24 protein-coding genes and 1 tRNA gene are annotated in these 24402 nt (G+C 64.2%); 19 read left to right on the top strand and 6 right to left on the bottom strand.

All coding sequences use genetic code 11. The features are described from left to right. The first annotated feature begins 77 nt into the window (after window positions 1-77). The 9 genes from JHC99_RS00100 to JHC99_RS00140 all read left to right on the top strand — a co-directional run bounded on the left by JHC99_RS00100 (window position 78) and on the right by JHC99_RS00140 (window position 9339). On the top strand, window positions 78-995 hold the full coding sequence (locus tag JHC99_RS00100) for a histone deacetylase family protein (protein WP_292151432.1): 918 nt from the start codon (window positions 78-80) through the stop codon (window positions 993-995). A gap of 41 nt (window positions 996-1036) precedes the next feature. After that, the gene (locus tag JHC99_RS00105; RefSeq protein WP_292151433.1) at window positions 1037-1660 is read left to right on the top strand and encodes a histidine phosphatase family protein; all 624 of its coding nucleotides are present in this window, start codon (window positions 1037-1039) and stop codon (window positions 1658-1660) included. Window positions 1661-1723: 63 nt separating this feature from the next. Continuing rightward, window positions 1724-1972 (top strand): exodeoxyribonuclease VII small subunit, encoded by a 249-nt coding sequence (locus JHC99_RS00110; protein ID WP_292151434.1) that lies wholly within the window; start codon window positions 1724-1726, stop codon window positions 1970-1972. After that, window positions 1972-2337, top strand: coding sequence for a tRNA-binding protein (locus tag JHC99_RS00115; protein WP_292151435.1), 366 nt, complete (start codon window positions 1972-1974; stop codon window positions 2335-2337). Before JHC99_RS00110 ends, JHC99_RS00115 begins: the two co-directional genes overlap by 1 nt. Then, the gene (locus JHC99_RS00120; protein WP_292151436.1) at window positions 2334-3257 is read left to right on the top strand and encodes a polyprenyl synthetase family protein; all 924 of its coding nucleotides are present in this window, start codon (window positions 2334-2336) and stop codon (window positions 3255-3257) included. The genes JHC99_RS00115 and JHC99_RS00120 overlap by 4 nt, the downstream gene beginning before the upstream one ends. Before the next feature lie 61 nt (window positions 3258-3318). Continuing rightward, window positions 3319-5229 carry a 1-deoxy-D-xylulose-5-phosphate synthase gene (gene dxs, locus JHC99_RS00125; RefSeq protein ID WP_292151437.1) on the top strand — a complete coding sequence of 637 codons (1911 nt, stop codon included), beginning with the start codon at window positions 3319-3321 and terminating at the stop codon, window positions 5227-5229. A 1169-nt stretch (window positions 5230-6398) separates the two neighbouring features. Further along, a complete protein-coding gene (gene lon, locus JHC99_RS00130; protein ID WP_292151438.1) occupies window positions 6399-8795 on the top strand; it encodes an endopeptidase La in 2397 nt (798 codons plus the stop codon). Window positions 8796-8951: 156 nt separating this feature from the next. Beyond that, window positions 8952-9227 carry an HU family DNA-binding protein gene (locus JHC99_RS00135; RefSeq protein ID WP_292151439.1) on the top strand — a complete coding sequence of 92 codons (276 nt, stop codon included), beginning with the start codon at window positions 8952-8954 and terminating at the stop codon, window positions 9225-9227. Window positions 9228-9262: 35 nt separating this feature from the next. Then, window positions 9263-9339, top strand: a tRNA-Val gene (locus tag JHC99_RS00140). A gap of 376 nt (window positions 9340-9715) precedes the next feature. Here the strand turns inward: JHC99_RS00140 and JHC99_RS00145 are convergent. The 4 genes from JHC99_RS00145 to JHC99_RS00160 form a co-directional block, all read right to left on the bottom strand. Next, window positions 9716-10831: an NAD-dependent epimerase/dehydratase family protein gene (locus tag JHC99_RS00145; RefSeq protein ID WP_292151440.1), complete on the bottom strand. Its 1116-nt coding sequence runs from the start codon at window positions 10829-10831 to the stop codon at window positions 9716-9718. A 109-nt stretch (window positions 10832-10940) separates the two neighbouring features. Beyond that, window positions 10941-12443, bottom strand: a complete 1503-nt coding sequence (locus JHC99_RS00150) for a CoA-acylating methylmalonate-semialdehyde dehydrogenase (protein ID WP_292151441.1) — start codon at window positions 12441-12443, stop codon at window positions 10941-10943. Window positions 12444-12598: 155 nt separating this feature from the next. Further along, complete coding sequence (locus JHC99_RS00155; protein ID WP_292151442.1) at window positions 12599-13858, bottom strand: MFS transporter; 1260 nt, start codon at window positions 13856-13858, stop codon at window positions 12599-12601. Window positions 13859-13898: 40 nt separating this feature from the next. Then, window positions 13899-14078: a hypothetical protein gene (locus tag JHC99_RS00160; RefSeq protein ID WP_292151443.1), complete on the bottom strand. Its 180-nt coding sequence runs from the start codon at window positions 14076-14078 to the stop codon at window positions 13899-13901. Between the two features lie 370 nt (window positions 14079-14448). Between JHC99_RS00160 and JHC99_RS00165 the strand changes: the two genes are divergently transcribed. From JHC99_RS00165 to JHC99_RS00175, 3 genes are all read left to right on the top strand, one after another. Continuing rightward, the gene (locus JHC99_RS00165) at window positions 14449-14766 is read left to right on the top strand and encodes a 2Fe-2S iron-sulfur cluster-binding protein (protein ID WP_292151444.1); all 318 of its coding nucleotides are present in this window, start codon (window positions 14449-14451) and stop codon (window positions 14764-14766) included. A gap of 12 nt (window positions 14767-14778) precedes the next feature. Further along, window positions 14779-16053: an FAD-dependent oxidoreductase gene (locus tag JHC99_RS00170; RefSeq protein WP_292151445.1), complete on the top strand. Its 1275-nt coding sequence runs from the start codon at window positions 14779-14781 to the stop codon at window positions 16051-16053. Between the two features lie 104 nt (window positions 16054-16157). Next, complete coding sequence (locus JHC99_RS00175) at window positions 16158-16910, top strand: TetR/AcrR family transcriptional regulator (protein WP_292151446.1); 753 nt, start codon at window positions 16158-16160, stop codon at window positions 16908-16910. Window positions 16911-16946: 36 nt separating this feature from the next. On the opposite strand, the gene JHC99_RS00180 is transcribed toward JHC99_RS00175, so the two are convergent. Then, window positions 16947-17750 (bottom strand): enoyl-CoA hydratase/isomerase family protein, encoded by an 804-nt coding sequence (locus JHC99_RS00180; RefSeq protein ID WP_292151447.1) that lies wholly within the window; start codon window positions 17748-17750, stop codon window positions 16947-16949. Then, window positions 17747-17953, bottom strand: a complete 207-nt coding sequence (locus tag JHC99_RS00185; protein ID WP_292151448.1) for a ferredoxin — start codon at window positions 17951-17953, stop codon at window positions 17747-17749. The genes JHC99_RS00180 and JHC99_RS00185 overlap by 4 nt, the downstream gene beginning before the upstream one ends. A gap of 283 nt (window positions 17954-18236) precedes the next feature. Between JHC99_RS00185 and JHC99_RS00190 the strand changes: the two genes are divergently transcribed. The 7 genes from JHC99_RS00190 (at window position 18237) to JHC99_RS00220 (ending at window position 24395) form a co-directional block, all read left to right on the top strand. Beyond that, window positions 18237-19424, top strand: coding sequence for a cytochrome P450 (locus tag JHC99_RS00190; protein ID WP_292151449.1), 1188 nt, complete (start codon window positions 18237-18239; stop codon window positions 19422-19424). Window positions 19425-19426: 2 nt separating this feature from the next. Next, on the top strand, window positions 19427-19828 hold the full coding sequence (locus JHC99_RS18705) for an OB-fold domain-containing protein (RefSeq protein WP_366927692.1): 402 nt from the start codon (window positions 19427-19429) through the stop codon (window positions 19826-19828). A gap of 2 nt (window positions 19829-19830) precedes the next feature. Continuing rightward, window positions 19831-20991, top strand: a complete 1161-nt coding sequence (locus tag JHC99_RS00200; RefSeq protein WP_292151450.1) for a thiolase family protein — start codon at window positions 19831-19833, stop codon at window positions 20989-20991. Window position 20992: 1 nt separating this feature from the next. Further along, entirely contained in the window at window positions 20993-21742 is a 750-nt protein-coding gene (locus JHC99_RS00205) for a DUF2889 domain-containing protein (RefSeq protein WP_292151451.1), read from the top strand. Between the two features lie 229 nt (window positions 21743-21971). After that, the gene (locus JHC99_RS00210) at window positions 21972-22772 is read left to right on the top strand and encodes a helix-turn-helix domain-containing protein (protein ID WP_292151452.1); all 801 of its coding nucleotides are present in this window, start codon (window positions 21972-21974) and stop codon (window positions 22770-22772) included. A 78-nt stretch (window positions 22773-22850) separates the two neighbouring features. Then, window positions 22851-23561: a 2-oxo acid dehydrogenase subunit E2 gene (locus JHC99_RS00215; protein ID WP_292151453.1), complete on the top strand. Its 711-nt coding sequence runs from the start codon at window positions 22851-22853 to the stop codon at window positions 23559-23561. Window positions 23562-23576: 15 nt separating this feature from the next. Then, window positions 23577-24395, top strand: coding sequence for an SDR family NAD(P)-dependent oxidoreductase (locus tag JHC99_RS00220; RefSeq protein ID WP_292151454.1), 819 nt, complete (start codon window positions 23577-23579; stop codon window positions 24393-24395). Window positions 24396-24402 lie beyond the last annotated feature (7 nt).

The following is a 24402-nucleotide window of genomic DNA, read 5'->3' on the forward strand; positions in this document are numbered from 1 at the left end:
GGCCGGGCGATTACACTGAAAAGCCGCGCATCGTCATCCGCGACAATCCGCATCGATGCCCCTAACGTACTTATGCCATGACGACCCTGTTCACCCATCCCGACATGCTCGAACACCGACCCGGGCTCGGTCATCCCGAGCGACCGGAACGGCTGCAGGCCGTGCTGGACGCCTTGGCGTCGGCCGGTCTCGACCGCGATCGCCGCGCGGCGACCGAGGCCAGCGTCGCCGACCTGGAGCGCGTTCATCCCGCCGACCATGTCGCCCGCCTGCTGGCGGCCTCGCCGGACAGCGGCTTCGCCCAGCTTGACGCCGACACCATCCTGTCGCCCGGCAGCGTCCGCGCCGCGCGTCTGGCCGTCGGGGCCGTGATCGACGCCGTCCGCGCCGTGGCGGAGGGCCAGACCGCCCGCGCCTTCGCCGCCGTCCGCCCGCCTGGCCACCATGCCGAGCCGGACCAGTCGATGGGGTTCTGTCTGTTCTCCAACGTCGCCGTCGCCGCCCGGGTGGCCCAGTCGCTCGGCATGGCCCGCGTCGCCGTGGTCGATTTCGACGTCCACCATGGCAACGGCACCCAGGCCGCCTTCGAAGCGGACGACAGCCTGTTCTTCGCCTCTATCCACCAGTCGCCGCTCTATCCCGGCACCGGCGCGGTGTCGGAGACCGGCGTGGGCAATGTCGTCAACGCGCCCGTCGTGCCCCATGCGGCCCGCGAGCACTGGCGCGGGGCCTTTGCGGGTACGCTGATGCCGGCGCTCGATGCGTTCGCGCCCGACTTGATCCTGATCTCGGCCGGATTCGACGCCCACCGCCGCGATCCCCTGGCGCATCAGTCGCTGGAGGCCGAGGACTTCGCCTGGGCGACCCGCGCCGTGCTTGAGGTCGCGCGCCAAAGGTGCGGCGGCAAGGTTGTGTCCTCCCTCGAGGGCGGTTACGACCTCGAAGGGCTCGGCCGTTCCGCGGTCGCCCATGTCAAAGCGTTGGGGGAGGATTGAGGACCACAAACGACATCGCTGTCGCCGCATCTCCTCGCGCCATGACCCTGCCCGCCGTCTCTCACGATCCCACGCCGCGCGCTCCCGTTTCGCCGGGCGCGATCATCCTGACCCGGCACGGCGAGCCGGCCCTGTCGCGCAAATGCCTGCTGACGTCGGACCAGTATCGCGACTGGTGGGCTCGTTACGAGATCGGCGGCCTGAGGGCCGGTCAGATTCCGCCGCCCGAACTTCTGACCACGGCCGCCGGTGCCGGCGTCATCGTCGCCTCGACCCGTCCGCGTGCCCAGGAGACCGCCCTCGCCATCGCCGCCGGGCGCGAGGTCATCTCCGACACCCTGTTCATCGAGGCACCCCTGCCGCCGCCGCACTTTCCGTCCTGGTTCAAACTGCCGCCGAAATACTGGGGCGCGGTGGCCCGATTCTGGTGGCACGCCTTCGACCACCACGACGGTCAGGAAACACGCGTCCAGGCCGAAGACCGCGCCGAACGCGCCGCCCGGGCCCTGATCGCGCGGGCCGAGACCGGCCAGGACGTGCTGGTCCTGGCCCACGGCTATTTCAACCACATGGTCGGGAAGCAGCTGAAGGCGGACGGCTGGTCCCTCGTGACCAACCAGGGCTTCCGCTACTGGTCCCAGCGTCGTTACGAGAAGCGCGGATGACATCACGCGGCGCGACGCTTTCCGCCGTTGAAGCCTCGCCCCCGGCCCTCTAGGGTCGCCCCGATGACCGACGCTGCTTCTCCCCCCGCCGATCTCAGCTTCGAGGATGCGCTTGCGCGTCTGGAAGGTATCGTCTCGCGCCTGGAGTCCGGCCAGGCCCCGCTGGAGGAATCCATCACCCTGTATGAAGAGGGCGCACGGTTGAAGGCCCTGTGCGAGGACCGGCTGAAGGCCGCCCAGCTCCGCGTCGAGAAGATCGTCGTCGGCGCCGACGGCCAGGCCAAAGGCGTCCAGCCCGCCGAGTTCGGCTGATGTCCGCCGCCGCCGGTCAGCCTGTGTCGGAGCGCATCGCCTTCGACGACTTCATGAAGGTCGATATCCGCATCGGCCAGGTGATCAGGGCCGAGACCTTCCCGGAGGCGCGAAAGCCCGCCTACAAGCTGACCATCGATTTCGGCGACCCGATCGGCGTCAAACGGTCCTCCGCCCAGATCACCCGCCACTACACCCTGGATCAGCTGACCGGCCGCAAGGTCGCGGCCGTCGTCAATTTCGCCCCTCGCCAGATCGGGCCCTTCATGTCGGAGGTGCTGACGCTGGGCTTCCCCGACGCGGACGGCGAGGTGGTCCTGGCCGGGGTCGATCGGGACGCCGTCGTCGGTGGGAGGCTGTTTTGACCGGCTCGCTCAAGCCCCATGCCGCCAACTCGCCTGAACAATCGGTGATCGATCGCGTCGCCGAGGTCGCCGACCTGGTGACGGTGGCGCTCGATCAACTGCTGCCCCGCGCCGATGGCCCCGAATCACGGCTGACCGAGGCCATGCGCTATGCGGCGCTCGGGCCCGGCAAACGGCTGCGGCCCTATTTTGCGATGGAGGCCGCCCGGCTGTTCGACATCGAGGAGCGCCCCGTGCTGCGCGCCGCCTGCGCCCTGGAATGCGTCCACGCCTATTCTCTCGTCCATGACGACCTGCCGGCCATGGACAACGACGACATGCGCCGTGGCCGCCCGACCCTGCATATCGCCTATGACGAAGCGACCGCCATCCTGGCCGGCGACGCGCTCCAGACCGCCGCCTTCGACATCATCCTGCACCCCGACACCCATGAGGACGCCGAGATCCGCTGCGAACTCGCCGCCCGCCTGTCGCTGGCCAGCGGCGCGCGCGGCATGGCCGGTGGCCAGATGATCGACCTGCTCGGCGTCCGCGACGACCTCGGCGGGGTGGCCCGGATGCAGCGGCTCAAGACCGGGGCCCTGTTCACCTATGCCTTTGAAATACCCCTCATCATCGCCCAGGCCCGTGACGCCCATGTCCAGGCCCTGACCAATTTCGCCCACGACATCGGCCTGGCCTATCAGATCGTCGACGACCTGCTGGATGTCGACGGCGACGAGGACATCCTGGGTAAGGCGGCGGGTGGCAAGGACGCGGCCCAGGGCAAGACCAATTTCGTCACCCTGCTGGGCGTGGATCAGGCGCGACATCGCGTCGCGCATCTGGCCGATCAGGCCCGTGGCCACCTTGATGTGTTCGGCCACGACGCCGAAAACCTGAAAGCCAGCGTGGACTTCGTGCTAAACCGGCGGTCGTAGGCGGAGCATTCCTCCGCCCTCCGAGTTCAAGCAAAGCCGCTCCCCAAGGTCCTCGCCGTCCATGCCCGAAACCCCGCTTCTCGACACCGTCACCGTCCCGGCCGACATGCGCGACTTCTCGATCGCCCAACTGCGTCAGCTGGCCGACGAACTGCGGGCCGAGACGATCGACGCGGTGTCGGTGACGGGCGGGCATCTGGGGGCCGGTCTCGGCGTCGTCGAACTGACCACGGCGCTGCACCACGTCTTCGAGACCCCGAAGGACATCCTGATCTGGGACGTCGGCCATCAGTGCTATCCGCACAAGATCCTGACAGGCCGTAGAGACCGCATCCGCACCCTGCGTCAGCCCGGCGGCCTGTCGGGCTTCACCAAGCGCAGCGAGAGCGAATACGACCCCTTCGGGGCCGCCCACGCCTCGACCTCGATCAGCGCCGCCCTGGGGTTCTGCGCCGCCCGGGACCAGAAGGGCGAGACCAACAAGGTCGTGGCCGTCATCGGCGACGGCTCGATGTCCGCCGGCATGGCCTATGAGGCGATGAACAACGCCGCCGAGACGACCGGCCAGCTGACCGTCATCCTGAACGACAACGACATGTCGATCGCCCCGCCGGTCGGGGGGATGAGCGCCTATCTGGCCAAACAGGTCTCGGGCGGCGCCTATCAGAACTTCCGTCAGTTCGGGAAGAAGGTCGCCGAGCATATGCCGCGACCGTTCCGTGAGGCGGCCCGCAAGGCCGAGGAGTACGCCCGGGGCATGGTCACCGGCGGCACCTTCTTCGAGGAACTGGGCTTCTATTACATCGGGCCGATCGACGGCCACGACATGGACAACCTGGTCCCGATCCTCAGGAACGCCGCCGCCATCACGGACCGACCCGTGGTCGTCCACGTCGTGACCCAGAAGGGCAAGGGCTACGCCCCGGCCGAAAGCAGCGCCGACAAGCTGCATGCCGTGGTCAAGTTCGACGTCGTCTCGGGCAAGCAGTCCAAGTCGGTCTCCAACGCCCCCAGCTATACCAAGGTGTTCGGCACCGAGCTGATCAAGCGGGCGCAGCGCGATGCCTCGATCGTCGCCATCACCGCCGCCATGCCGTCCGGAACCGGGCTGGACCTGTTCGGCCAGGCCTTCCCGGACCGAACCTATGACGTCGGCATCGCCGAACAGCACGCGGTGACCTTCGCCGCCGGTCTGGCGGCGGACGGGATGAAGCCGTTCTGCGCCATCTATTCGACCTTCCTCCAGCGCGGCTACGATCAGGTCGTCCACGATGTGGCGATCCAGAAACTGCCGGTGCGCTTCGCCATGGACCGGGCCGGTCTGGTGGGAGCGGACGGCGCGACCCATGCCGGGTCGTTCGACATCGGATATATGGGCGCGCTTCCCGGCATGGTGCTGATGGCTGCCGCCGACGAGGCCGATCTGGCCGCCATGATCGCCACCGCCTGCGAGATCGACGACCGCCCCTCGGCCTTCCGCTATCCGCGTGGCGACGGCGTCGGCGTCGAGATTCCCGAACTCTCGGCCCCGCTGGAGATCGGGCGCGGCCGGATCGTGCGCGAGGGAACGGCCGTCGCCATCCTGTCGCTGGGCACGCGCTTGCAGGAATCGCTGAAGGCCGCCGACCTGCTGGCCGCCCACGGCATCTCCGCCACCGTCGCCGACGCCCGCTTCGCCAAACCGCTGGACGCCGACCTGATCCTGCGCCTGGCCCGCGAGCATGAGGCCCTGATCACGGTGGAGGAGGGGGCCATGGGCGGCTTCGGCGCCTTCGTGCTTCAGCTTCTGGCCGAGAAGGGCGCACTGGATGCGGGGCTGAAAATCCGCACCCTGCACCTGCCCGACGTCTTCCAGGACCAGGACAACCCCGCCGCCATGTACGCCACCGCCGGCCTCAACGCCGACCAGATCGCCGCCGCCGCGCTCAAGGCCCTGGGCGTCGATGCGGCACGGGGTGCGGTCCGGGCCTGATTCTTCGCCTCGGGTGTGACGCACCTCTCCTCCCCGTCCGCCGCTTTGCGGATGGGGAGGTGGCGCGGCGCTCCTTCAGCGCCGTGACGGAGGGGGAGACGGGGTCTGACCGGTGAGGACTCTCTAAACGGTCGAGGTGCGTCCGGTAGCCCCCACTCCCGGCATCGTGTCGCCCCCTCCGTCAGCTCGCAAGAGGGCTCGCTGCCACCTCCCCATCGCTTCGCGACGGGGAGGAGACGGCTCGTCCAACGCCTCGAACTTGCGAACTTCGAGGCTCCAATACCTTGCACTGCAACGGATTGCAGGTTTCTCGACCCCTCGAACGCGCCCACCTATCCACCACCCCTATACTGCTGGCTGTCCCGTCGCGGGGAAGGGCGCAAGGCCTTGCGATCTTGTTGCGGCGGGGGTGTGTGGAGCGGGATCGGACCGGGGGATGCCGGCGCAGTTCTTTCGAGAGCTGCGTCGCCCCGGACCGTCAAAGGGTCTGGCGCAGAGAGTCGGATCGTTCAGGGGATGACGTCGCAAGGGCGTCACCTTCCCGCCGGGGGCGCGGTAGCGGCAAGGGGTTAACACCCCCGCTGGTTCGGGAGACCGAGCCGTACAGCTCCCGGATAACCATGCACGCGGAGCGTCTGTCTTTCGCCGAAACGGTATTTTCTATTCTTCTCCGGGTGAGAGCCCGGACGCTCCGCCGGCCCTTCCCATCGCTTCAGCGAGAGATCGCGTGAGGGCGAAGAGGCGTGTGTGGTCAGTTTTCTATCGCGTCATCCTCGGGCTTGTCCCGAGGATCCAGAAGCACCGTCAGCAGTCAGGACCCATGATGCCGATATCTCGCGTAGAGCGTGCCGCCAAACGGTGCCAGCGTGAGTCTGGATCCTTGGGACAAGCCTGAGGATGACGAAAGAGATGTCACCTATTGAGTCGGACCCTGCCACTGCTCACCAGCAGCACCCGCCCCTTGCAATCGACCGACCCCTTCGCTGAACCGCCAAATCATGCTTTCCACGGACCAATCCGCCGTCACGCTTGAACCTTGGTGCGATGCAACCACATACTCCCTCGAACGCCGTCACACTGGACGGGCCGTTTCTGGGGGGTCGCTGCATACCGCGGGGCCTTTCGCTGCGGCGGGCCGGAGATCTCCAATGGCCCGGGAGTGATTGATTATGACCGAGACCAAGACCCTGCCCGTGTTGCCTCTGAGGGACATCGTGGTTTTCCCGCACATGGTCGTGCCCCTGTTCGTCGGACGCGAGAAATCGGTCCGTGCGCTGGACGAGATCATGAAGGGCGAAAAGCAGATCCTGCTGGCGACCCAAAAGAACTCCGTCGATGACGACCCGACGCCGGACGCCATCTATCCGGTCGGGGTGCTGGCCACCGTCCTGCAACTGCTGAAACTGCCCGACGGCACCGTCAAGGTGCTGGTCGAGGGCAAGAGCCGCGCGCGCCTGACCCGCTTCACCGACCGCGAGGAGTATTTCGAGGCCGAGGCCGTCGCCATCGCCGACGAACCGGGCGAACCGGCCCAGTCCGAGGCCCTGCTGCGCGCCGTGGTCGAGCAGTTCGAGAACTATGTGAAGCTGAACAAGAAGGTGCCGCCCGAGGCGCTCAGCTCCATCCCCCAGATCACCGATCCGTCCAAGCTGGCCGATTCGGTCGCCGCTCACCTGTCGGTCAAGATCGCCGACAAACAGGGCCTGCTGGAAACCATCGACGTGCCCAAGCGGCTGGAGAAGGTCTACGGCCTGATGGAGGGCGAGATTTCCGTCCTCCAGGTCGAGAAGAAGATCCGCTCGCGCGTGAAGCGCCAGATGGAGAAGACCCAGCGCGAATATTACCTGAACGAGCAGATGAAGGCGATCCAGCGCGAGCTGGGTGAGACCGACGACGCGCGCGACGAGGTGATGGAGCTGGAGAAGCGCATCAGGAAGACGCGTCTGTCCAAGGAAGCCCGCACCAAGGCGGAGGCCGAGGTCAAGAAGCTGCGCAACATGTCGCCCATGTCGGCCGAGTCGACCGTGGTGCGGAACTACCTCGACTGGCTGCTGTCGATCCCGTGGGGCAAGGCCAAGCAGAAGGCGATCAATCTGGACGTCGCCGAGGCCATCCTCGAGGAGGATCACTATGGCCTTGAGAAGGTCAAGGAACGGATCATCGAGTATCTGGCCGTCCAGGCCCGCACCAACTCGCTGAAGGGCCCGATCCTGTGCCTCGTCGGCCCTCCCGGCGTCGGCAAGACCTCGCTGGCCAAGTCGATCGCCAAGGCGACAGGGCGTGAATACGTGCGCATGTCGCTGGGCGGGATGCGCGACGAGGCCGAGATCCGTGGTCACCGACGCACCTACATCGGCTCCATGCCCGGCAAGATCATCCAGTCGATGAAGAAGGTGAAGACGACCAACGCCTTCATCCTGCTGGACGAAATCGACAAGCTGGGTGCCGACTGGCGCGGCGATCCCTCGTCGGCGCTGCTCGAGGTGCTGGATCCGGCTCAGAACAACGCGTTTGGCGACCACTATCTGGAGGTCGACTACGACCTGTCCAACGTCATGTTCGTCACCACGGCAAACAGCCTGAACATGCCCCAGCCCCTGATGGACCGGATGGAGATCATCCGGGTCAGCGGCTATACCGAGGACGAAAAGGTCGAGATCGCCAAGCGTCACGTCCTGCCCAAGGTGACCAAGGACAACGGTCTGACCCCGGCCGAGTTCGTGGTGCCCGAGGACACCATCCGCGACCTGATCCGCTACTACACCCGCGAAGCCGGGGTGCGGTCGCTGGAACGCGCCCTGGGCGGTCTGGCCCGCAAGGCCGTGCGCGAGATGTCGAAGGAAAAGACGCTCTCGATCACGGTGGACGCCGAGAAGCTTGCCAAATACGCTGGAGTCCAGAAGTTTCGCTTCGGCGAGACCGACGAAGAGGATCAGGTCGGCATCGTCACCGGTCTGGCCTGGACCGAGTTCGGCGGCGAGATACTGACCATCGAGGCGATCAAGATGCCGGGCCGCGGTCGCATGACCGTGACCGGCAACCTGAAGGACGTGATGAAGGAATCCATCTCGGCCGCCGCCTCCTACGTCCGGGCGCGGTCGCTGACCTTCGGCGTCAAGCCGCCGGTGTTCGAGAAGACCGACATCCACGTCCACGTTCCGGACGGTGCCACGCCCAAGGACGGTCCGTCCGCCGGCGTGGCCATGACCGTGGCCATGGTCAGCGTGCTTTCGGGCGTGCCGATCCGCAAGGACATCGCCATGACCGGCGAGATCACCCTGCGCGGTCGCGTCACGGCCATCGGTGGGCTGAAGGAAAAGCTGCTCGCCGCCCTGCGCTCGGGCATCAAGACGGTGCTGATCCCTCAGGAAAACGAGAAGGATCTCGCCGACGTGCCCGACAATGTGAAGAACGCGCTGGAGATCGTGCCGATCTCGACCGCCGACGAAGCGTTGAAATGGGCCCTGGTCGGCGCACTGACGCCCGTAGAATGGGATGAGGTCGCCGAGCCCCTGACCCCGGCCCCGGCTCCGAACGCGCCGGACGGCACGGTCGTCAGTCACTGACGCTGTCCCGTTTCGGGGCATTAAGCACGAAAAGCGCGGTCCGGGCCCTCCCGGGCCGCGTTTCCCTTTTGACGCGAGCCCAAAGGCGCCCTTTAGTTTCATCCGGGGCAGGGATCGATGCGGCGTCGCGAGGCGTCGAGCACGAAGGGCATTTGCATGACCAAGACCGAGTTGATCGCGGCCATGGCCGCCGCCGCCGACATCAGCCGCGATCAGGCCAGGCTGGCGCTTGAGGCCTTCACCGACGGCGTCACGGATTCGCTGCGCCAGGGCCGCGATGTTCGGCTCGTGGGATTCGGGGCCTTCGTGGCCGTCGATCGCAAGGCCGGCGTCGCCCGCAACCCCCGCACCGGCGAGGCCGTCGCCCGTCCAGCGTCCCGAACGGCCAGGTTCCGCGTCGGCGAAGGTCTGAAAAGCGTCTTGAACGGCTGACCCGCACAGGGCACAAGGCCTGTTCCCGACGGTAAGGGCGGCTAGCTCAGCTGGTCAGAGCATCTCGTTTACACCGAGAGGGTCGGCGGTTCGAACCCGTCGCCGCCTACCATCGTTTACCTGCAAAATCAGATATTCAGAGCCGATTGGAGGTGCCAAAATGATCCGTTACCGGAGCGTTTTGGCCGGGGTGGGCATTAAGGGGGCAGTTTGTACGGATTTCGTTGTAACGCCCCGCGACGCGATGAGCAGCTTTCGCATGTTTTCATCGAGTCGACAGTTCGCGATGTCGGCTGTCGAGAAGGCCGACATCGCATCGGCGTGACGATCAGGCGGTGACGCGTTTTGTCAGCGGTTGTCGAAAAGTTGTCCCACGCCTAGACGTCATTGGCCCGTTTGGGCATTTCCTCCCAAGACTTTCGCCGCGCCCTCTGGGCGCGGCTTTTTTTGAGCGCGAAACAGCCAATCCTTTCCGCACATAGCGGCCTTTAGTTGGCCCCCAATGTCAGCGGCGGAAGCAGGCCCAGCTCGACCATTCGCTGCAGCCAATGCATCAGAGAGTGGCGGCTGTCCCTGAAGCCGTGGAATCCCGCCCGGCGAATCTTGATCGTGTCCAGGAGAACGGGGGAGGCCTTGTCGGCGAGGCGCTGCCCCAGCAACAGATCGACGTAGTGATGGGACTGGCCGAGAAGATCCGCCAACTCGGCGAACCTGAGATCATGTCGCTCGGCCAGGTCGCGCCAGGCGGACTGGACTTCGGGTTCAGCGAAGAAGGCCGACAGGGTTGACGGCGGTTCACCTTCGACCGGCAGTTTCAGGCGTTCCGCCAAGTATGGCCACGCGTGGGCCAGAACTAGAATGTCGCCGTTGGTGATGTTGAAGGTCTGGTCCGCCGCCGCCGGCTCGGTCGCGGCCCAGGCGAAGGCTTCCGCCAGTAGGTCCGTGTCCACCAGTTCCAACAGCGAAGCCGACTGGCCTGGAAAGGCGAACGGGCGACCAAGTTCCCGGCAGAGCGCCGCGTAGGCTCCGATCGGAGCCACGGGGTTCATTGCCGCGCCGGGCGCGGCGCCCAACAGGACCTGGGGCCGAAAGATCGTGAAAGCGAACCCGGCTTCGCGCGCCCGGAGTCGCAGGCGGTCTTCATGGAGCCAGTAAAAGTTGGGATGGTCATCGCGCGATTGGTCTTCCCGACATGGGACCTCGACGGGATGGTGGTGCGCGCCATAGGCCTTGGCACCCTGAAGCAGGCTGACGTGACCAAGCGAGCCGTGAACGCTCAGTGGATCGATCACATTGGCGAACATGGCACCGTTGGCCGCGATCAGCTCCCGGTCATACCATCCACCGCTCAACCCTGGGGCCTCGGCGACGGCTGCATAGATCAAATGGGTGACCGGGCGAAGGCCGCCGATGACCGCGCAGCATCTTTCGGGATCGGTCAGATCGAGCGGGAGATGCGAGAAGAAACCATCATCTGCGACGACGGGTGGGCGGCGCGAGATGGCCGTGACCTCCCAGCCGCCCAGACCCGTGAAATGCTCGACTGCGCCGGTGCCGATCACCCCGCTCGCGCCGACGATGAGGATATGGTTGCGCCTGGTCATCGGCGGTTTCCTCGGTGCCGGTTTTGATAGGCGGTCGCCTTATGACGACGAGCCACGGCGGTCGGAAACCGGCCGGACCTGGTGTCATCCGTTGTCGGCCTAGGCCTGATCACGCCATCGTCGGAATGACGAACGAGCTGTCTGCGTGCTCCAGCTCTGAGTCCGGCCAGCGGGCGGTGACAGTCTTCACCTTGGTCCAGAACTTCAGGCCTTCCATTCCGTGCTGATTGGTGTCGCCGAAGGCAGACCGCTTCCAGCCGCCGAAGGTGTGATAGGCGACGGGCACCGGGATCGGGACGTTTATCCCGACCATGCCGACGTTGACGCGGGCGGCGAAATCCCGCGCCGCGCGGCCGTTCTGGGTGAAGATGGCGACGCCGTTGCCGTACTGGTGCTTGGAGGGCAGGCTCAGCGCCTCCTCGAAGCTGGCGGCGCGGACGATCTGGAGGACGGGGCCGAAGATCTCCTCCTTGTAGGATTCCATCTCGGTCGTGACGTTGTCGAACAGGGACGGGCCGATGAAGAAGCCTTTCTCGTAGCCTTGCAGCGAGAAATCGCGGCCGTCCACGACCAGTTCGGCGCCCTCGCGCACGCCGGTCTCGATCCAGCCGGCGATCTTGTCGCGGTGGGTCTGGGTGACGACGGGGCCGTAGTGGGCCCCCGCGTCGGTCGAGACGCCGACCCGCATGGTGGGGATCTCTGCGACCATCCGCTCGCGCAGTTCATCAGCGGTCTTCTTGCCGACGGGAACGACGACCGGCAGGGCCATGCAGCGCTCGCCGGCCGAGCCGTAGGCGGCGCCCGACAGGTCCTTGATCACCTGATCCATGTCGGCGTCGGGCAGGACGATGCCGTGGTTCTTGGCCCCGCCCATGGCCTGGACCCGCTTCCCGTTGGCGGCACCCAGTTGATAGACATAGTGGGCGATGTCGGACGAACCGACGAAGCTGACGGCGTGGACCTGGGGGTGTTCCAGGATGGCGTCGACCGCCCCCTTGTCGCCGTGCACCACGTTCAGCACGCTCTTGGGTGCCCCCGCCTCCATCATCAGTTCAGCGAGACGCACCGGCACCGACGGATCACGCTCCGACGGCTTGAGGATGAAGGTGTTGCCGACCGCGATGGCGACGCCGAACATCCACATCGGGATCATGGCCGGGAAGTTGAACGGGGTGATGCCCGACACCACGCCCAGCGGCTGGCGCATCGAATAGACGTCGATGCCGGGGCCGGCGCCCCAGGTGTATTCGCCCTTCAGCGCATGCGGGATGCCACAGGCGAACTCGATGACCTCCAGCCCCCGCTGGATGTCGCCCTTGGAATCCGCGACCACCTTGCCGTGCTCGGACGACAGCAGTTCGGCCAGCTCCTGCATATTGGCCTCGACCAGCCGCTTGAACTCGAACATCACCCGCGCGCGGCGCTGGGGGTTGGTCGAGGACCAGCCTTCGAACGCGGCCTGGGCCGACTGAACGGCACGGTCCATCTCCGACACCGAGGCCAGCTGCACCCGCGCCTGGACCTCGCCCGTGTTGGGATTGAACACATCCGCGAACCGCCCCGAGGCCCCGATGAAGCTCGCGCCGTCGATGAAGTGGTTGATGTCGCGCATGGCGGCGGTCCTTGAGGATTGTTATGCCGTCGCTCTAACACTGAGAGGGAGGCGACAAATCTCCGAACAGGGGGCTGCCGTCGGATCGGAGCAGATATCACCACGGCGATCCGGCCTGCGCCGTGCTTATGAGCGGCGCAAGGAAGCTTAGGTTCTCAGTTTGCCGAGCTTCTCACCAGGTCGGCGTCCAGGGGCCTGAAGCGTCCCAAGGTCGCGACAAAGGCGGAAGCGATCAGGCAAAGCGGGACCGCAATCCACAACACCAGAGCATACGACCCCGTCCGGTCGAAGGCGTAGCTGATCAAGACGGGGGCCATCCCGACGGACAGCGCCATTGCACCCCCGATCGTGCCGAACAATGTGCCGAAGCTTTTCAGGCCAAAATGTCGACTGGTCAGATAGGCGAGGCAATCCAATTCTCCGCCGAGCGCCAGGCCCAAGGCGAGGATAGCGACGATCAGGATAACCGGCGAGCCTGGTACGCCGAGGAGAAGCAACAGGGCCGGGATCGGAATCAACGCGACCGACGCTGCGACCATGTTGGCATTGAACCGGTCGAGCAGAATGCCGACCGAGAGCCGACCGACCATCGAGGAAAGGCCAAGCAACGCCGCCAGACCTGCCGCGCTTGCCTTAGAGGCCCCAAGGGACATCATAATCGGCACCATATTGATCGCGATGCCACCACCGACGCCTGCGAGGATGAACCCGCTCACGGCCAGCTTGACGAACCTGAGCGACCGTAGACCCTCACGGACACCGACACCGGACAAGGCGACCGCGCTTGACTTGTCCTTTTCTGGACCGACGCGATCCCGGTCCTTGGCACTCGTGAAAAGGAGTATCAGCAACGGGATGATGACGAGGGCCCAAATTCCAGCCAAGCCGAGATAAGCCCCGCGCCAACCAAGGTTTGTCACCAGGACGCTGCTCAGAATCGGGGTCACGGCCGACCCCACTCCGATGCCGCAAAGCAGAACGGCCAAAGCAAGACCGCGACTTTTGAAGAACAAGCTGGAGACAGCAGCTGTCCAGATCGTGGGGCCGACACCCAGACTGGCGATGGCCAGCAGGCCACTGACGGCCCACCAGGTCCAGATTGACGACTGAACGGTCGAGAAAAGAGCCCATGCCGCACAGAAGGCGATCGCACCGGCTATGCCTATGCGGCGGGGCCCGAAGCGATCGACGGCAAGACCGATGAAGGGCGAGCAGACGACGGCGGCCAGCGACCCGATCGACAGCCCGGCCGAAATTTCAGTACGACTCCAGCCGAACGTCTCCTGCAGCGGGCCCATGAAGACGCCTGTGGAGTATACGTTCGCCGTTGACAGCGCCATGCCGCCGGCTGCCGCCAGCACGACGGACCAGCCGCGCCGCCATTCCTGTGTCGAGCTGGCCACCTGATTTGTCATTTGTGACCCGGAAGGCGGTCACCGTCGCCGAGTTCGAAACTCACCGGACGGCGACGACGCCGGTCCGATCTGTAATTTGCATCGGTGTCTGGCTGATGTTGGGAATCACGGTCGCGGAAATAAGGAACGCTACCGCGAGAATCCCTGCCATCGCGCTGCCGCCAATCAGGGCCTCGACGAAGCCACACAGAATTCGTCCTTCGGACCTTGCGTCCTGCATTCTCATCTCCCTCGTCGGGACATTGAGGTCCCAAATTCGTTAGGTGAATACTGGCACAATAATGCATGTCGTCAATGTCATTAATGGCCAATCCTTTGTGGTCGCCCGTGATTGAATGGCCGCGCCCGGCCCGCCCGCATTAGCGACGCCTTGGAGTTTGCATCCCTGATTAGGTGCCGACCACGCCGGGGTTTTCGTGCCGCGGCGCAGGATATCGCCCAGGCAATATGTCCTTGATTCCTTCGAGACGCGCCGGGCATTGGCCTTTACCAGGGGGATCAGCACTTCAATCGTGCGACACTCGCTCTTATAGGCCCTTTACGCGCGCTAGGACTGCGACGCCTCATCCGATTCTGAAGGAAGACACCGAATGCCGACGATCATCGTGACAACTCGGGAAGGTGAGGAGGTCAGCGTCGAGGCTGTCGTTGGCCGCTCAGTCATGGAAGCCATTAGGGACAAGGGAATCGACGAACTGATGGCCCTTTGCGGCGGGTGCTGCTCGTGCGCGACCTGTCATGTCATCGTCGATCCGGAGTACGTCGCCCAACTGTCGGCGATGAGTGAAGACGAGGACGACCTGCTGGACAGTTCTGAGCATCGTCAGCCGACCTCAAGGCTGTCCTGCCAGATCCGAATGAAGGATGAACTGACGGGACTGCGGGTCACGATCGCACCCGAGGATTGACGACATAGCGGCTTGAACGAGCGGATCTCCTGTGACCGAGGGGCGCAGCAATTGATGAAGACCTATGATGTGCTGATCGTCGGGGGAGGCCATGCCGGCGCTCAGGCGGCCGCTGCCCTGCGTCAGAGAAAATTCTCCGGGTCCGTTGCCATTGTCGGTGCCGAGCCCGAACTGCCCTACGAGCGCCCACCTCTATCAAAGGACTATCTCTCGGGGGAAAAGACATTCGACAGACTGTTGATCCGGCCGGAGGCCTTCTGGATCGAGCGTGAGATCACGATGCTCTTGGGGCAGGCGGTGGTCGCGGTGGATGCGGCTGCGCACACGGTGCAACTCGCGAATGGCGAAATGATCGGCTTTGGCGTGCTGATCTGGGCGGCCGGTGGGGAGCCGCGGCGTCTGGCTTGCAGTGGCCACGATCTCGACGGCGTCCATGGCGTCCGTACACGCGCCGACGTCGATCGGATGATGGAGGAACTCACCGCAGTCCATCGCGTCGTCGTCATCGGCGGCGGTTATATCGGACTTGAAGCCGCAGCGGTTCTCGCCAAGGCGGGCAAGGCCGTGACGGTGCTGGAGGCCCAGGAACGTGTGCTGGCCCGGGTCGCTGGCGAAGTTTTGTCACGGTTCTATGAGGCGGAACATCGCACTCACGAGGTGGAAGTCCGACTCGGCGTCACGGTGGAGTGCATCGAGGAGTTCGCGGGAAAGGCGAGGGGCGTCCGCCTTTCTGATGGCGAAATCCTGCCGGCCCAGATGGTCATTGTCGGCATCGGTATCGTTCCATCCGTGGAGCCCCTTCTCGCCGCCGGCGCCGAGGGGGGAAATGGCGTTGCGGTCGACGCCTTCTGTCGGACCAGCTTGGCGGACATCTACGCGATTGGCGATTGCGCCGCTCACGCCAACGCCTTTGCCGATGGGACGACCATTCGCGTAGAGTCAGTCCAGAACGCCAACGATCAGGCCGCGGTCGTGGCCAGGGCGATCACAGGCGACCCTGTCCCTTACCACGCCGTGCCCTGGTTCTGGTCCAACCAGTATGATCTAAGGTTGCAGACTGTCGGCCTCTCCGTAGGCCACGATCAGACCATCCTGCGCGGGTCCGTGGCCGATCGCAGCTTCTCGGTCATCTATCTGAAGCAGGGTCGCGTCATTGCGTTGGATTGCGTCAACGCCACCAAGGACTACGTCCAGGGCAAGGCGTTGGTCACTGCAGCCGTGTCTCCGTCAGTCACCGATCTCGCAGACCCGGCGATCCCGCTAAAGACCCTGGCACCGGTTGCCTAGCGTGAGAACAGCCAGGTCCGGGTGATCGGTTCTTTCGATCCGGCAAGATTTGTTCTAGCGAGGCTTCGAGCCCACGAACGAGCGACACCTCGAGCGACAACCAATTGACCAAACGCGCTGCCCCCTCCTTCTCTAATCCGGTCGTCGGATCGGCGTCCGTCGATGCCGCGTCTCCCGAACGGCTGGTCAATCAGGCAGGTCGACCAACGGCAGCCGAACTGGAGCGTCGCAAGGCCAAAGTCATGGAGGTCGCGACCGAACTCTTCGTGCATCACGGCTATGCTGCGACGTCTCTTGTCGATATCGCCAAGGGGGCCGGTGTCGCGACGCGGACGCTCTACCAACACTTCGGGGACAAGGAGGCGTTGTTTCGTGACGTGATCTTTGCGCGCGACACGGGCGCAGTTCTTCCGGCACCGGTCCTTGAGTCCGGCGAGACCCTGCAGTCCGCGTTGATGAAGACGGCGCGCTACATGCACACCTATTCCTTGCGGCCGCGGCCCATCGATCTGATGCGGCTCATGATCGCCGAGAGCAAACGGTTTCCAGAACTGATGCGAGGCGTCGGCACGGCGGCGTTCGCGCGGTTTCGTCGAAATATCGCCCGCATGTTCGAAAGCCTGGCGCGCGCTAAGCTGATTCCCGAAGGCGACTACGACCGTCTGTCTGAACTGTTTTCGGATCTGATCCTGGGCAGTGCGCCGATCATGACCTATGCGGAATGGATCACCGCCCGGACCAGCGAACCGGACATCGAGGAGCGGGTCAAACTGTTCATCCTGGGGGCGTTCGGGCCGGCTGTAGCTCGAAAGGCCGATGTGAAGAAGGCCAGGCTGCCCAAAGCCGACGCCCGATAAGGCCGAGAAGGCTACGGTCAGCGAGCCCGGGCCTTTTCAGCCGCTCGTCTTGGTCCCGATCGTCGCCACATGGGCGCGCATGCCCTCCAGATATGCGGGTGCCAGCATCAATGCACTGTTGGCGAGGCGCTCTACGCTGGCGGCCTGGGTCACGCCGAGTTCACGCGCAATCTCGATCGCAACTTTCGCAGCCCCCATCTGGTCCGGATTGTTGCCGACCAGGTGCCGGCAGAATGCCATGGCGGCGTCATCGAAGCCTTCGTCCGGGAAAACCTCATGCACCAGACCCATGACGAGGGCCTTCTGCGCATTGGCCGGCAAATTGGCCATGACGAGGTAGCGTGCCCAGTGTGCGCCCACGAGCCGTACCAGACGACTGATTCCATTGGTGGCGGGCAGCACGCCCATCTTGCCTTCGGGAAAGCTGTAACTGGCGGACGCGGCGGCCAGACGGAAGTCGCAGGATAGGGACAGCTCCAGCCCGCCTCCGACGCAAGGGCCCTGATGTGCGATTACGAAGGGCTTTTCGATCGCTTCCATCTCATCGTACATGCGGCGCATGCCGTTCAGGTGAAGGCGATGCATCTCGCGTATCTCCGTGCCCGACGTCGGCGGCGCTGAGACGCCGGCTTCGCGCAGGTCCGCCCCCGCCGAGAAATAGCGGCCCGTTGCACGAATGAGCATAACCCTCAGGGACGGCGAGTCGCGAAAGCGGTAGACGGCCGACTCGAGGATTTCGAGGGTCTGGCGGCTCAGCGCATTGAGCTTTTCGGGTCGGTTGAGCGTGGCGACAAGGACGCCATCCGCTTCGTCGACAAGAACATGCGGGGCGTCGGTCATGCGGTTTCTTCGTCCTCGATGACGAAAATGATGCGTTCCGGGCAGGCGCGGGCACCGCGACGGGCGAGATCCTCCTGGCCTGGCGGGACGTCAAAGCCTTCGGTTGCGATGTAACCTTCGTCGTCGAGGGGATACAGGGCTTCGGCGACCGCGTTGCACCGGGCGTTCCCCGTGCATTGGGCCTTCTCGATCCGGATTCTCATGGCAATGACCTGCGCGGATGTCGTGGGCCGGGTCGGCCCTGGAATGTACTCACCGTAGAGCCAAGAGCGGTCGCCGGATCAATCGATCCGCAGGAAAATCGCGCCGGCGATCGCTCTGGCGCGCGCAGGATCGTGGGGACGGTATCGGTCTAGCGCGCATTGCCTCTGCCCTCGGGTCGAATGAGGAATAGGGTCGCCAGATGCCTACCGCCTCCCCAGGAGCTAACGATTGACCGACCTCAGTCCTGCCGTTTCGAAGCCGACGCACGTCGCGGATGCGTCCGTGTACGATTTCGACATGTTCGTCGATCCGGCGTTGCTCCAGGATCCGCACGAACGCGTGCGCGAACTGCTGCGTGACGCACCACCTGTCTTCTGGACGCCGCGCAACGGCGGGCATTGGGTCGTCACAGGGTTTCGCGAGAACTACGATGCGTCGCGTGATTTCGAGACCTTCTCGAGCGAAATCTACCCCCGACCGATGATGGACGGGATGCGGGCCATGCTGGCGCAGCAGATCGGACATGTGCCGCTACCGACTCCGATCAACCTGGACCCGCCGGACCACACGAAGTTCCGTCGGCCGCTGCAACTTGCGTTTTCACCCAAGGCGATGCTTGCGCGTAAGGAAGAGGTTAGAAGTCTGGCCAATTCCTTGATCGACGCCGTGATCGAGCAGGGCCATTGCGACTTCGTCCCCGATATCGCCGAGCCCCTGCCTGTGCAGGTCTTTCTGAAAATGATGGGTCTGCCGCTCGAACGATCCGCAGAGTTCCGCGACCTGGTCCATGAATTCATGTCTCCGCCGGACACGGAGCTTGCCCCGATCTATCGGATGAGGAAGGTCGCCGACGCGATGAAGGGCGAGATCGAGTCCCGCCGGACCGATCCGAAAGATGACCTACTCAGCCTGCTGTGGACGTCGGAGTTTGACGGCGAGCCGATGACGTTCGAGCTGATGGAGGATTACGCCGTTCTTCTGTTCATCGCCGGCCTGGACACCGTCATTAACGGCATGGGGTTTGGCGTTCGCCACCTGGCGCAGAACCCGGCGTTCCAGGAAGAACTGCGCGCCAATCCCAAGCGGATCCCCGAAGCGGCCGAAGAGCTTCTCCGGCGCTACACCTTCACTGTCCCGACGCGCCGCATCGCCAAGGATGTCGAGTTCGCCGGCGTCGAGATGAAGGACGGGGATCGACTGATGCTGTTCTTGCCCGGGGCCGACCTCGATCAACGCGAGTTCGCCAAGCCCGAGGCGTTCGACATCGATCGCGAGAACAATGTTCATATCGCCTTCGGAGCCGGACCGCACCGTTGCCTGGGTTCGCACCTGGCGCGGATCGAGCTGCAAGTTCTCTATGAACAGATGCTGGCGCGGCTGCCGACTTTCCGACTGGACGACGCCAAGCCCACAGTGTTCCACGCCGGCAACATCATCGCCATCGACTCCCTGCCGCTGCGTTGGGACTGACGGTGGCAGGCTTTCGTTTGCTTCCCCGCCTGAATGCGGAGAACCGCTTTTTCTGGACCAGCGGATCGGATGGCCAGCTTCGCTTTCTGCAGTGCGAGGCCTGTGAGACGTTTGTGCACCCACCCCGCCCGATCTGCCCCAACTGCCAATCTGAAGCTGTTTCCCCCGCTACCGTGCCGGGGACAGGCGTGATCGACACCTATACGATCAATCACCAGAAGTGGCAGCCAATGCTCGAGGTGCCCTATGTGATCGCCCGTGTGGCGATTGATGGCGCTCCAGGTGTCTATCTGACCACCAACATCATCGATTGTCCGGTCGAGGCGGTCGACATCGGCGACGCCGTCAAGGTGGCTTTCGAGCAGCATGACGACGTCTGGCTGCCGCTGTTCGAGAAAGCCTGACGATGGCAAATCCAGAAGCCTATATCACCGGAACCGGTCAATCGGAGGTTGGGGTCCGCCTGGCCCGCCATCCCTTGCTTCTGACCATCGACGCCATCCGGGAAGCGCTGGACGACGCCGGACTGACCCTGGCGGACATCGACGGCATTTCGACCTATCCAGGCAAGGCCGCACAGCCTCCGGGGTATTCGCCGGTCGGGACCGAGGACGTCATTGAGTCCCTGCGTCTCAATGTGCGTTGGTACAACGGCGGCTTTGAGATCACCTCTCAGCTCGGCGCGGTGGTCGAGGCCGTCGGAGCCGTCATGAGCGGCCAGGCGCGCCACGTGCTGTGTTTCCGCACGGTCTACGAGGCTGCCGCCCTATCGCGACCGGACGAATATCCCCGGCCGGGCCCAGGACGAATCGACGGCATGATGGAATGGCTGTTACCGTTCAATGCCTATTCGGCTTCCAACTGGATCGCCCAGTATGCGATGCGGCATGTCAAGAAATACGGTCTCAAGCGCGAGCAACTTGCCCAGATCGCCATTACAGGACGCGCCCACGCGGCGCTGAATCCGCGCGCCCTCGTCCGTGAACCCCTGACGTTGGACGACTACATGTCCGCGAGGATGATCTCGGATCCACTATGCCTTTACGACTGCGACCGGTTCACCGACGCCTCGACCGTGCTTATCGTTTCAGCGGGCGACGCTCTGGGCGACGTCAAATGCACGGCCATCCGGATCGACGCCATGGCCTATTCGGTCGAGCGTCATAGCTGGGATCAGTCGGAATGGGTCGCGGCTTACCCGACCGGAGCGGAGCTTTGGAAGCGCACCGACTATCAGCCCAAGGACGTCGACGTGGCCCAGCTCTACGACGGTTTCAGCTTCAACGTTGTGACCTGGCTGGAGGGTCTGGGGTTTTGCAAGCGAGGTGAGGCCGGTGATTTCCTCGGCGACGGAAAGCGGATCGCTCTGGACGGAGAATTGCCGCTGAACACGTTTGGGGGTCAGATCGGCGCGGGACGTCTGCACGGTTTCGGCTTTGCGCATGAAGCAGTCGTGCAGCTCAGGGGGCAGGGCGGCGCGCGCCAGGTCAAGGGCGAGCCCAGGGTCGCGGTCGCGACGTCGGGCGGCGGGCCGATGGCGACCGCCCTCCTGCTGGTGCGCGACTGACGTGGCGGTTCCGGCCTTCAGACGCCGGATTCTGATCGAGCCCTCGCCGGGCCTGGTGACGGCTGAACTTGAGGATGACTGGCACAGGATGGTCGTCACCTTGACCCATCGCGAAGGGATCGTCGTCGATGTCGCAAGCGACATGAAGCGTTGGCCCTGGACGACCTGTCGGGGCGCGATTGCCCAGTTGAGCCAAACCTTGGAGGGGGCGGCGCTCGACCAGTTGGCCCGGCAGGGAGAGCGAACACACAACTGTACGCACCTTCATGATCTCGCCCTGTTTGCGGCTGCGCACGCGACGGAGACGTCTGCGATCGCCTACGATGTCACGGTGTCGGATCCGGTCGATGGGCGGCGTGTCGCAGAACTCGTGCGAAATGGGGCGTTGATGTTTTCCTGGAGGCAGGAGAATGATCTGTTTGTCGCGCCGTCCGATCTGGCAGGGCTCAGTCTCAGCAAACTCGGGGAGTGGATTTCGACGCTCGACGGTGACCGACGCGAGGGCGCCCGGATACTTCGATGGGCCGCCATCATGGCCTATGGCAGGGCGATGGATATCCCCGAGGGCCTTTCGGCGACGACCTTCCCCACCGGGGCTTGTTTCACTTTTCAGCCCGAGCAGGCTCAAGACGCAGTTCGGCGTCCTGACGTACCCAGGGATCTGAGCAGGGAGGGCGCGGTACCCTTGGCGGATCGCGCGCTGAGTTTTGACCTTCCGCCCGGCTACGACGGCATCATCACTCATCAATGAACTCGGCTGCCCGAAGTCTGACGCGGCTAGCCGAATATACGAACGACTCGAGAGCATTGCATTAGACTTGCGGGCCGGGAGGCACGCTTCGATCATTAGAACTATATAAGTGCGTGGATTCAATGCCATAAGAGAAAAACGGAGGCTGTCTCATTTTTTGTTGACGAGTCGCGGATGTCGGCGGATAGTCTGGGGAAAAGATAAGAACACAAACCCAGGGAGACGACGGATGGCCACGGGACTGGATTCCAATCGCACCAAGATCGCCAAGCGCGTGATCGAGGTTTTCGACTATTTCGGGACGACCAACAAAAGCGCGACGGTCATGGACATCGTGCGTCGCTATGGTCGGCCGCAGTCGAGCACGTCAGAACTGCTGGCCAGTCTGGTCGAGATGGGCCTTCTGTACAAAGACCCCATGACCCGCTCCTACCTGCCGACCCCACGTCTGGCGACATTGGGCGGTGCAGCCCAGCCCGAATTCATTCGCGATGGTCGCCTCTACACCTACATGGACCGTCTGGCCCAATCGACCCGTCAAACCGTGGCCCTGTTCGGCATGGTCGGAACGCACACCCAGGTTTTCCGCGTCTCAAACGGCGCCGACGATGGTGCTGTCGCGCTTGAGCAGGGTGACTCCGAGGTCCTGTACGCCAGCGCGGCCGGGTTGCTTCTTCTTTCGACGCTCGGCCAGGAGCAGACGAAGAAAACGCTCTGGCGCCTGAATTCCGAGGCTGCGCAGGATCAGAAATTTGTCCACGCCGAATACTGCGAGCGCGCTGCAACCTATCGTCAGCAGGGCCATGCCGTCGGCCAGGCAGGGTTTGTCTCCGGCGCTCAAGCGACGACCGCGCTCGTGCCGGTCTCGGCTGGCGAGCGTCCGCTTGCGCTGGGCGTGATCTATCCTGAGGGCTCGACAATCGGGACCGAGGCCCTGCTTGAGACTTTGCGTTATGGCGTCAGTCAATTCTCGCCCAACGCCATGCGTGACCTGTCCAACGACTTCGCGCCCTTCGCCCGCGCAGTCTGACCTTGGGCGACGGAGCGGCAGAGACGATCCCGCCGTGGTCCGGCCCATCGCGGCGGCGCGTGATCACACTGGAAAATCATGACTGACACCTCTGCCGAAGATTACTTTGCGTCCTTCGGGCCGGTTCGCATCGTCGACCGGACGCGAGTCCAGAAGTTCGTCGCCAAGACCATGACGACGAACTTCACAACCATTCCGCACGTTACCCACTGTGACGACGTGGATGTTACGGAACTCGAGGCCTATCGCAGAAGCCTGACGCCGGATCAGAAGGTTTCGCCCCTGGTCTTTCTGATCAAGGCGGTCGTGCATGCGCTCAAGGCGTTTCCACATTTCAACTCCTCCGTGGCGCCGGATGGTGGATCGCTGATCCTCAAGGACTACTTTCACATAGGCATCGCTGTCGATGGACCGCTGGGACTTCTTGTCCCGGTCTTGCGGGACTGCGACCAGAAGGATGTCGGGCAGCTTTCGGCTGAGCTGAAAGATGTTTCCTTGCTGGCGCGCACCAAGGGTCTGTCCATGGACAGGATGTCGGGCGGCTGCATATCGATCTCGTCTTTGGGCGGCATCGGCGGGACCTACTTCACGCCGATCATCAATGCGCCTGAGGTTGCGATTCTCGGTGCGACGGGCATCCAGACACGGCCGGTCTGGGACGGGCACGCGTTTGTGCCTCGCCAGATCCTTCCCCTGTCGTTGAGTTACGATCACCGGGTCATCAACGGGGCCGACGCCGCCCGGTTCGTGCGCCACATCGGAGCCTCCCTCGCCAAGGTCGGCGGTTAGGACATCGCCGCGACGATGGTCGATCGAGGGCACGGACCCGGTCTCGACAACCGTGGAAATCGGGCTAGTCAAACAACACCCTGGGGGACCGTGCGTATGGCAGGAAAGCTGACAGGCAGGCGGGTTCTGGTGACAGGCGCCGCCAGTGGGATGGGACGCGCCATCGCTGAACTCTTTGTTCAGGAAGGTGCCGCGGTGGCGGCCGTCGATCGTAACGTCAATGGCACCACCGCCGTCGCGAGCGAACTCGGCGTGGCGGGGTTCGGCTGCGACGTTACGGACAGGGCGCAGGTCAACGAGACCGTTCAGGCTGCAGCCGAACAACTCGGCGGCCTGGATGGTGTCGTCAACGCCGCCGGAATTCTCGACATCAAACCTTTCGAGCAGCTTCTCCCTGAAAGCTTTGACCGGATGATCGCGGTCAATCTGACAGGCCCCTACAATGTCGTTCACGCCGCACTGCCCTTTCTGCAGGCCAGCCCGTCCGCGACCATCGTCAACATCGCTTCGATCAGCGCCCTGATGCCGATGGCGGGCACGGCGGGCTATTCAGCGAGCAAGGCCGGACTTCTGATGCTGACGCGCTGCCTCGGGTTCGACCTCGGGCCAGACATTCGCGCCAATGCGATATGTCCTGGCGTCATTCAGACCGAAATGACGCGCTACCTCTGGGAGAACCCGGATCATACGGCCCGTGCCGCGGAGCGCGTGGCGCTGAAGCGGCTCGGCCTGACCGAGGACGTGGCGCGGGCCGCGCTGTTCTTCTCGTCGTCGGATTCCGGCTTCACGACCGGCGCGCATCTTCCGGTGGATGGCGGCTTCTCCTGGCAATGATCGCCAC

Origin of the sequence: Brevundimonas sp., assembly GCF_016463485.1 — a bacterium.
Taxonomy (GTDB): Bacteria; Pseudomonadota; Alphaproteobacteria; order Caulobacterales; family Caulobacteraceae; genus Brevundimonas.

Excerpts from the sequence above, each read along its gene's own strand:
- lon (WP_292151438.1), top strand. The coding sequence starts at position 6,399 with ATGACCGAGACCAAGACCCTGCCCGTGTTGCCTCTGAGGGACATCGTG.
- JHC99_RS00215 (WP_292151453.1), top strand. The coding sequence starts at position 22,851 with ATGACTGACACCTCTGCCGAAGATTACTTTGCGTCCTTCGGGCCGGTT.
- JHC99_RS00160 (WP_292151443.1), bottom strand. The coding sequence starts at position 14,078 with ATGCAGGACGCAAGGTCCGAAGGACGAATTCTGTGTGGCTTCGTCGAG.
- JHC99_RS00165 (WP_292151444.1), top strand. The coding sequence starts at position 14,449 with ATGCCGACGATCATCGTGACAACTCGGGAAGGTGAGGAGGTCAGCGTC.
- JHC99_RS00135 (WP_292151439.1), top strand. The coding sequence starts at position 8,952 with ATGACCAAGACCGAGTTGATCGCGGCCATGGCCGCCGCCGCCGACATC.
- JHC99_RS00185 (WP_292151448.1), bottom strand. The coding sequence starts at position 17,953 with ATGAGAATCCGGATCGAGAAGGCCCAATGCACGGGGAACGCCCGGTGC.
- JHC99_RS00210 (WP_292151452.1), top strand. The coding sequence starts at position 21,972 with ATGGCCACGGGACTGGATTCCAATCGCACCAAGATCGCCAAGCGCGTG.
- JHC99_RS00180 (WP_292151447.1), bottom strand. The coding sequence starts at position 17,750 with ATGACCGACGCCCCGCATGTTCTTGTCGACGAAGCGGATGGCGTCCTT.
- JHC99_RS00115 (WP_292151435.1), top strand. The coding sequence starts at position 1,972 with ATGTCCGCCGCCGCCGGTCAGCCTGTGTCGGAGCGCATCGCCTTCGAC.
- dxs (WP_292151437.1), top strand. The coding sequence starts at position 3,319 with ATGCCCGAAACCCCGCTTCTCGACACCGTCACCGTCCCGGCCGACATG.
- JHC99_RS00220 (WP_292151454.1), top strand. The coding sequence starts at position 23,577 with ATGGTCGATCGAGGGCACGGACCCGGTCTCGACAACCGTGGAAATCGG.
- JHC99_RS00200 (WP_292151450.1), top strand. The coding sequence starts at position 19,831 with ATGGCAAATCCAGAAGCCTATATCACCGGAACCGGTCAATCGGAGGTT.
- JHC99_RS00110 (WP_292151434.1), top strand. The coding sequence starts at position 1,724 with ATGACCGACGCTGCTTCTCCCCCCGCCGATCTCAGCTTCGAGGATGCG.
- JHC99_RS00105 (WP_292151433.1), top strand. The coding sequence starts at position 1,037 with ATGACCCTGCCCGCCGTCTCTCACGATCCCACGCCGCGCGCTCCCGTT.
- JHC99_RS00155 (WP_292151442.1), bottom strand. The coding sequence starts at position 13,858 with ATGACAAATCAGGTGGCCAGCTCGACACAGGAATGGCGGCGCGGCTGG.
- JHC99_RS00145 (WP_292151440.1), bottom strand. The coding sequence starts at position 10,831 with ATGACCAGGCGCAACCATATCCTCATCGTCGGCGCGAGCGGGGTGATC.
- JHC99_RS00100 (WP_292151432.1), top strand. The coding sequence starts at position 78 with ATGACGACCCTGTTCACCCATCCCGACATGCTCGAACACCGACCCGGG.
- JHC99_RS00150 (WP_292151441.1), bottom strand. The coding sequence starts at position 12,443 with ATGCGCGACATCAACCACTTCATCGACGGCGCGAGCTTCATCGGGGCC.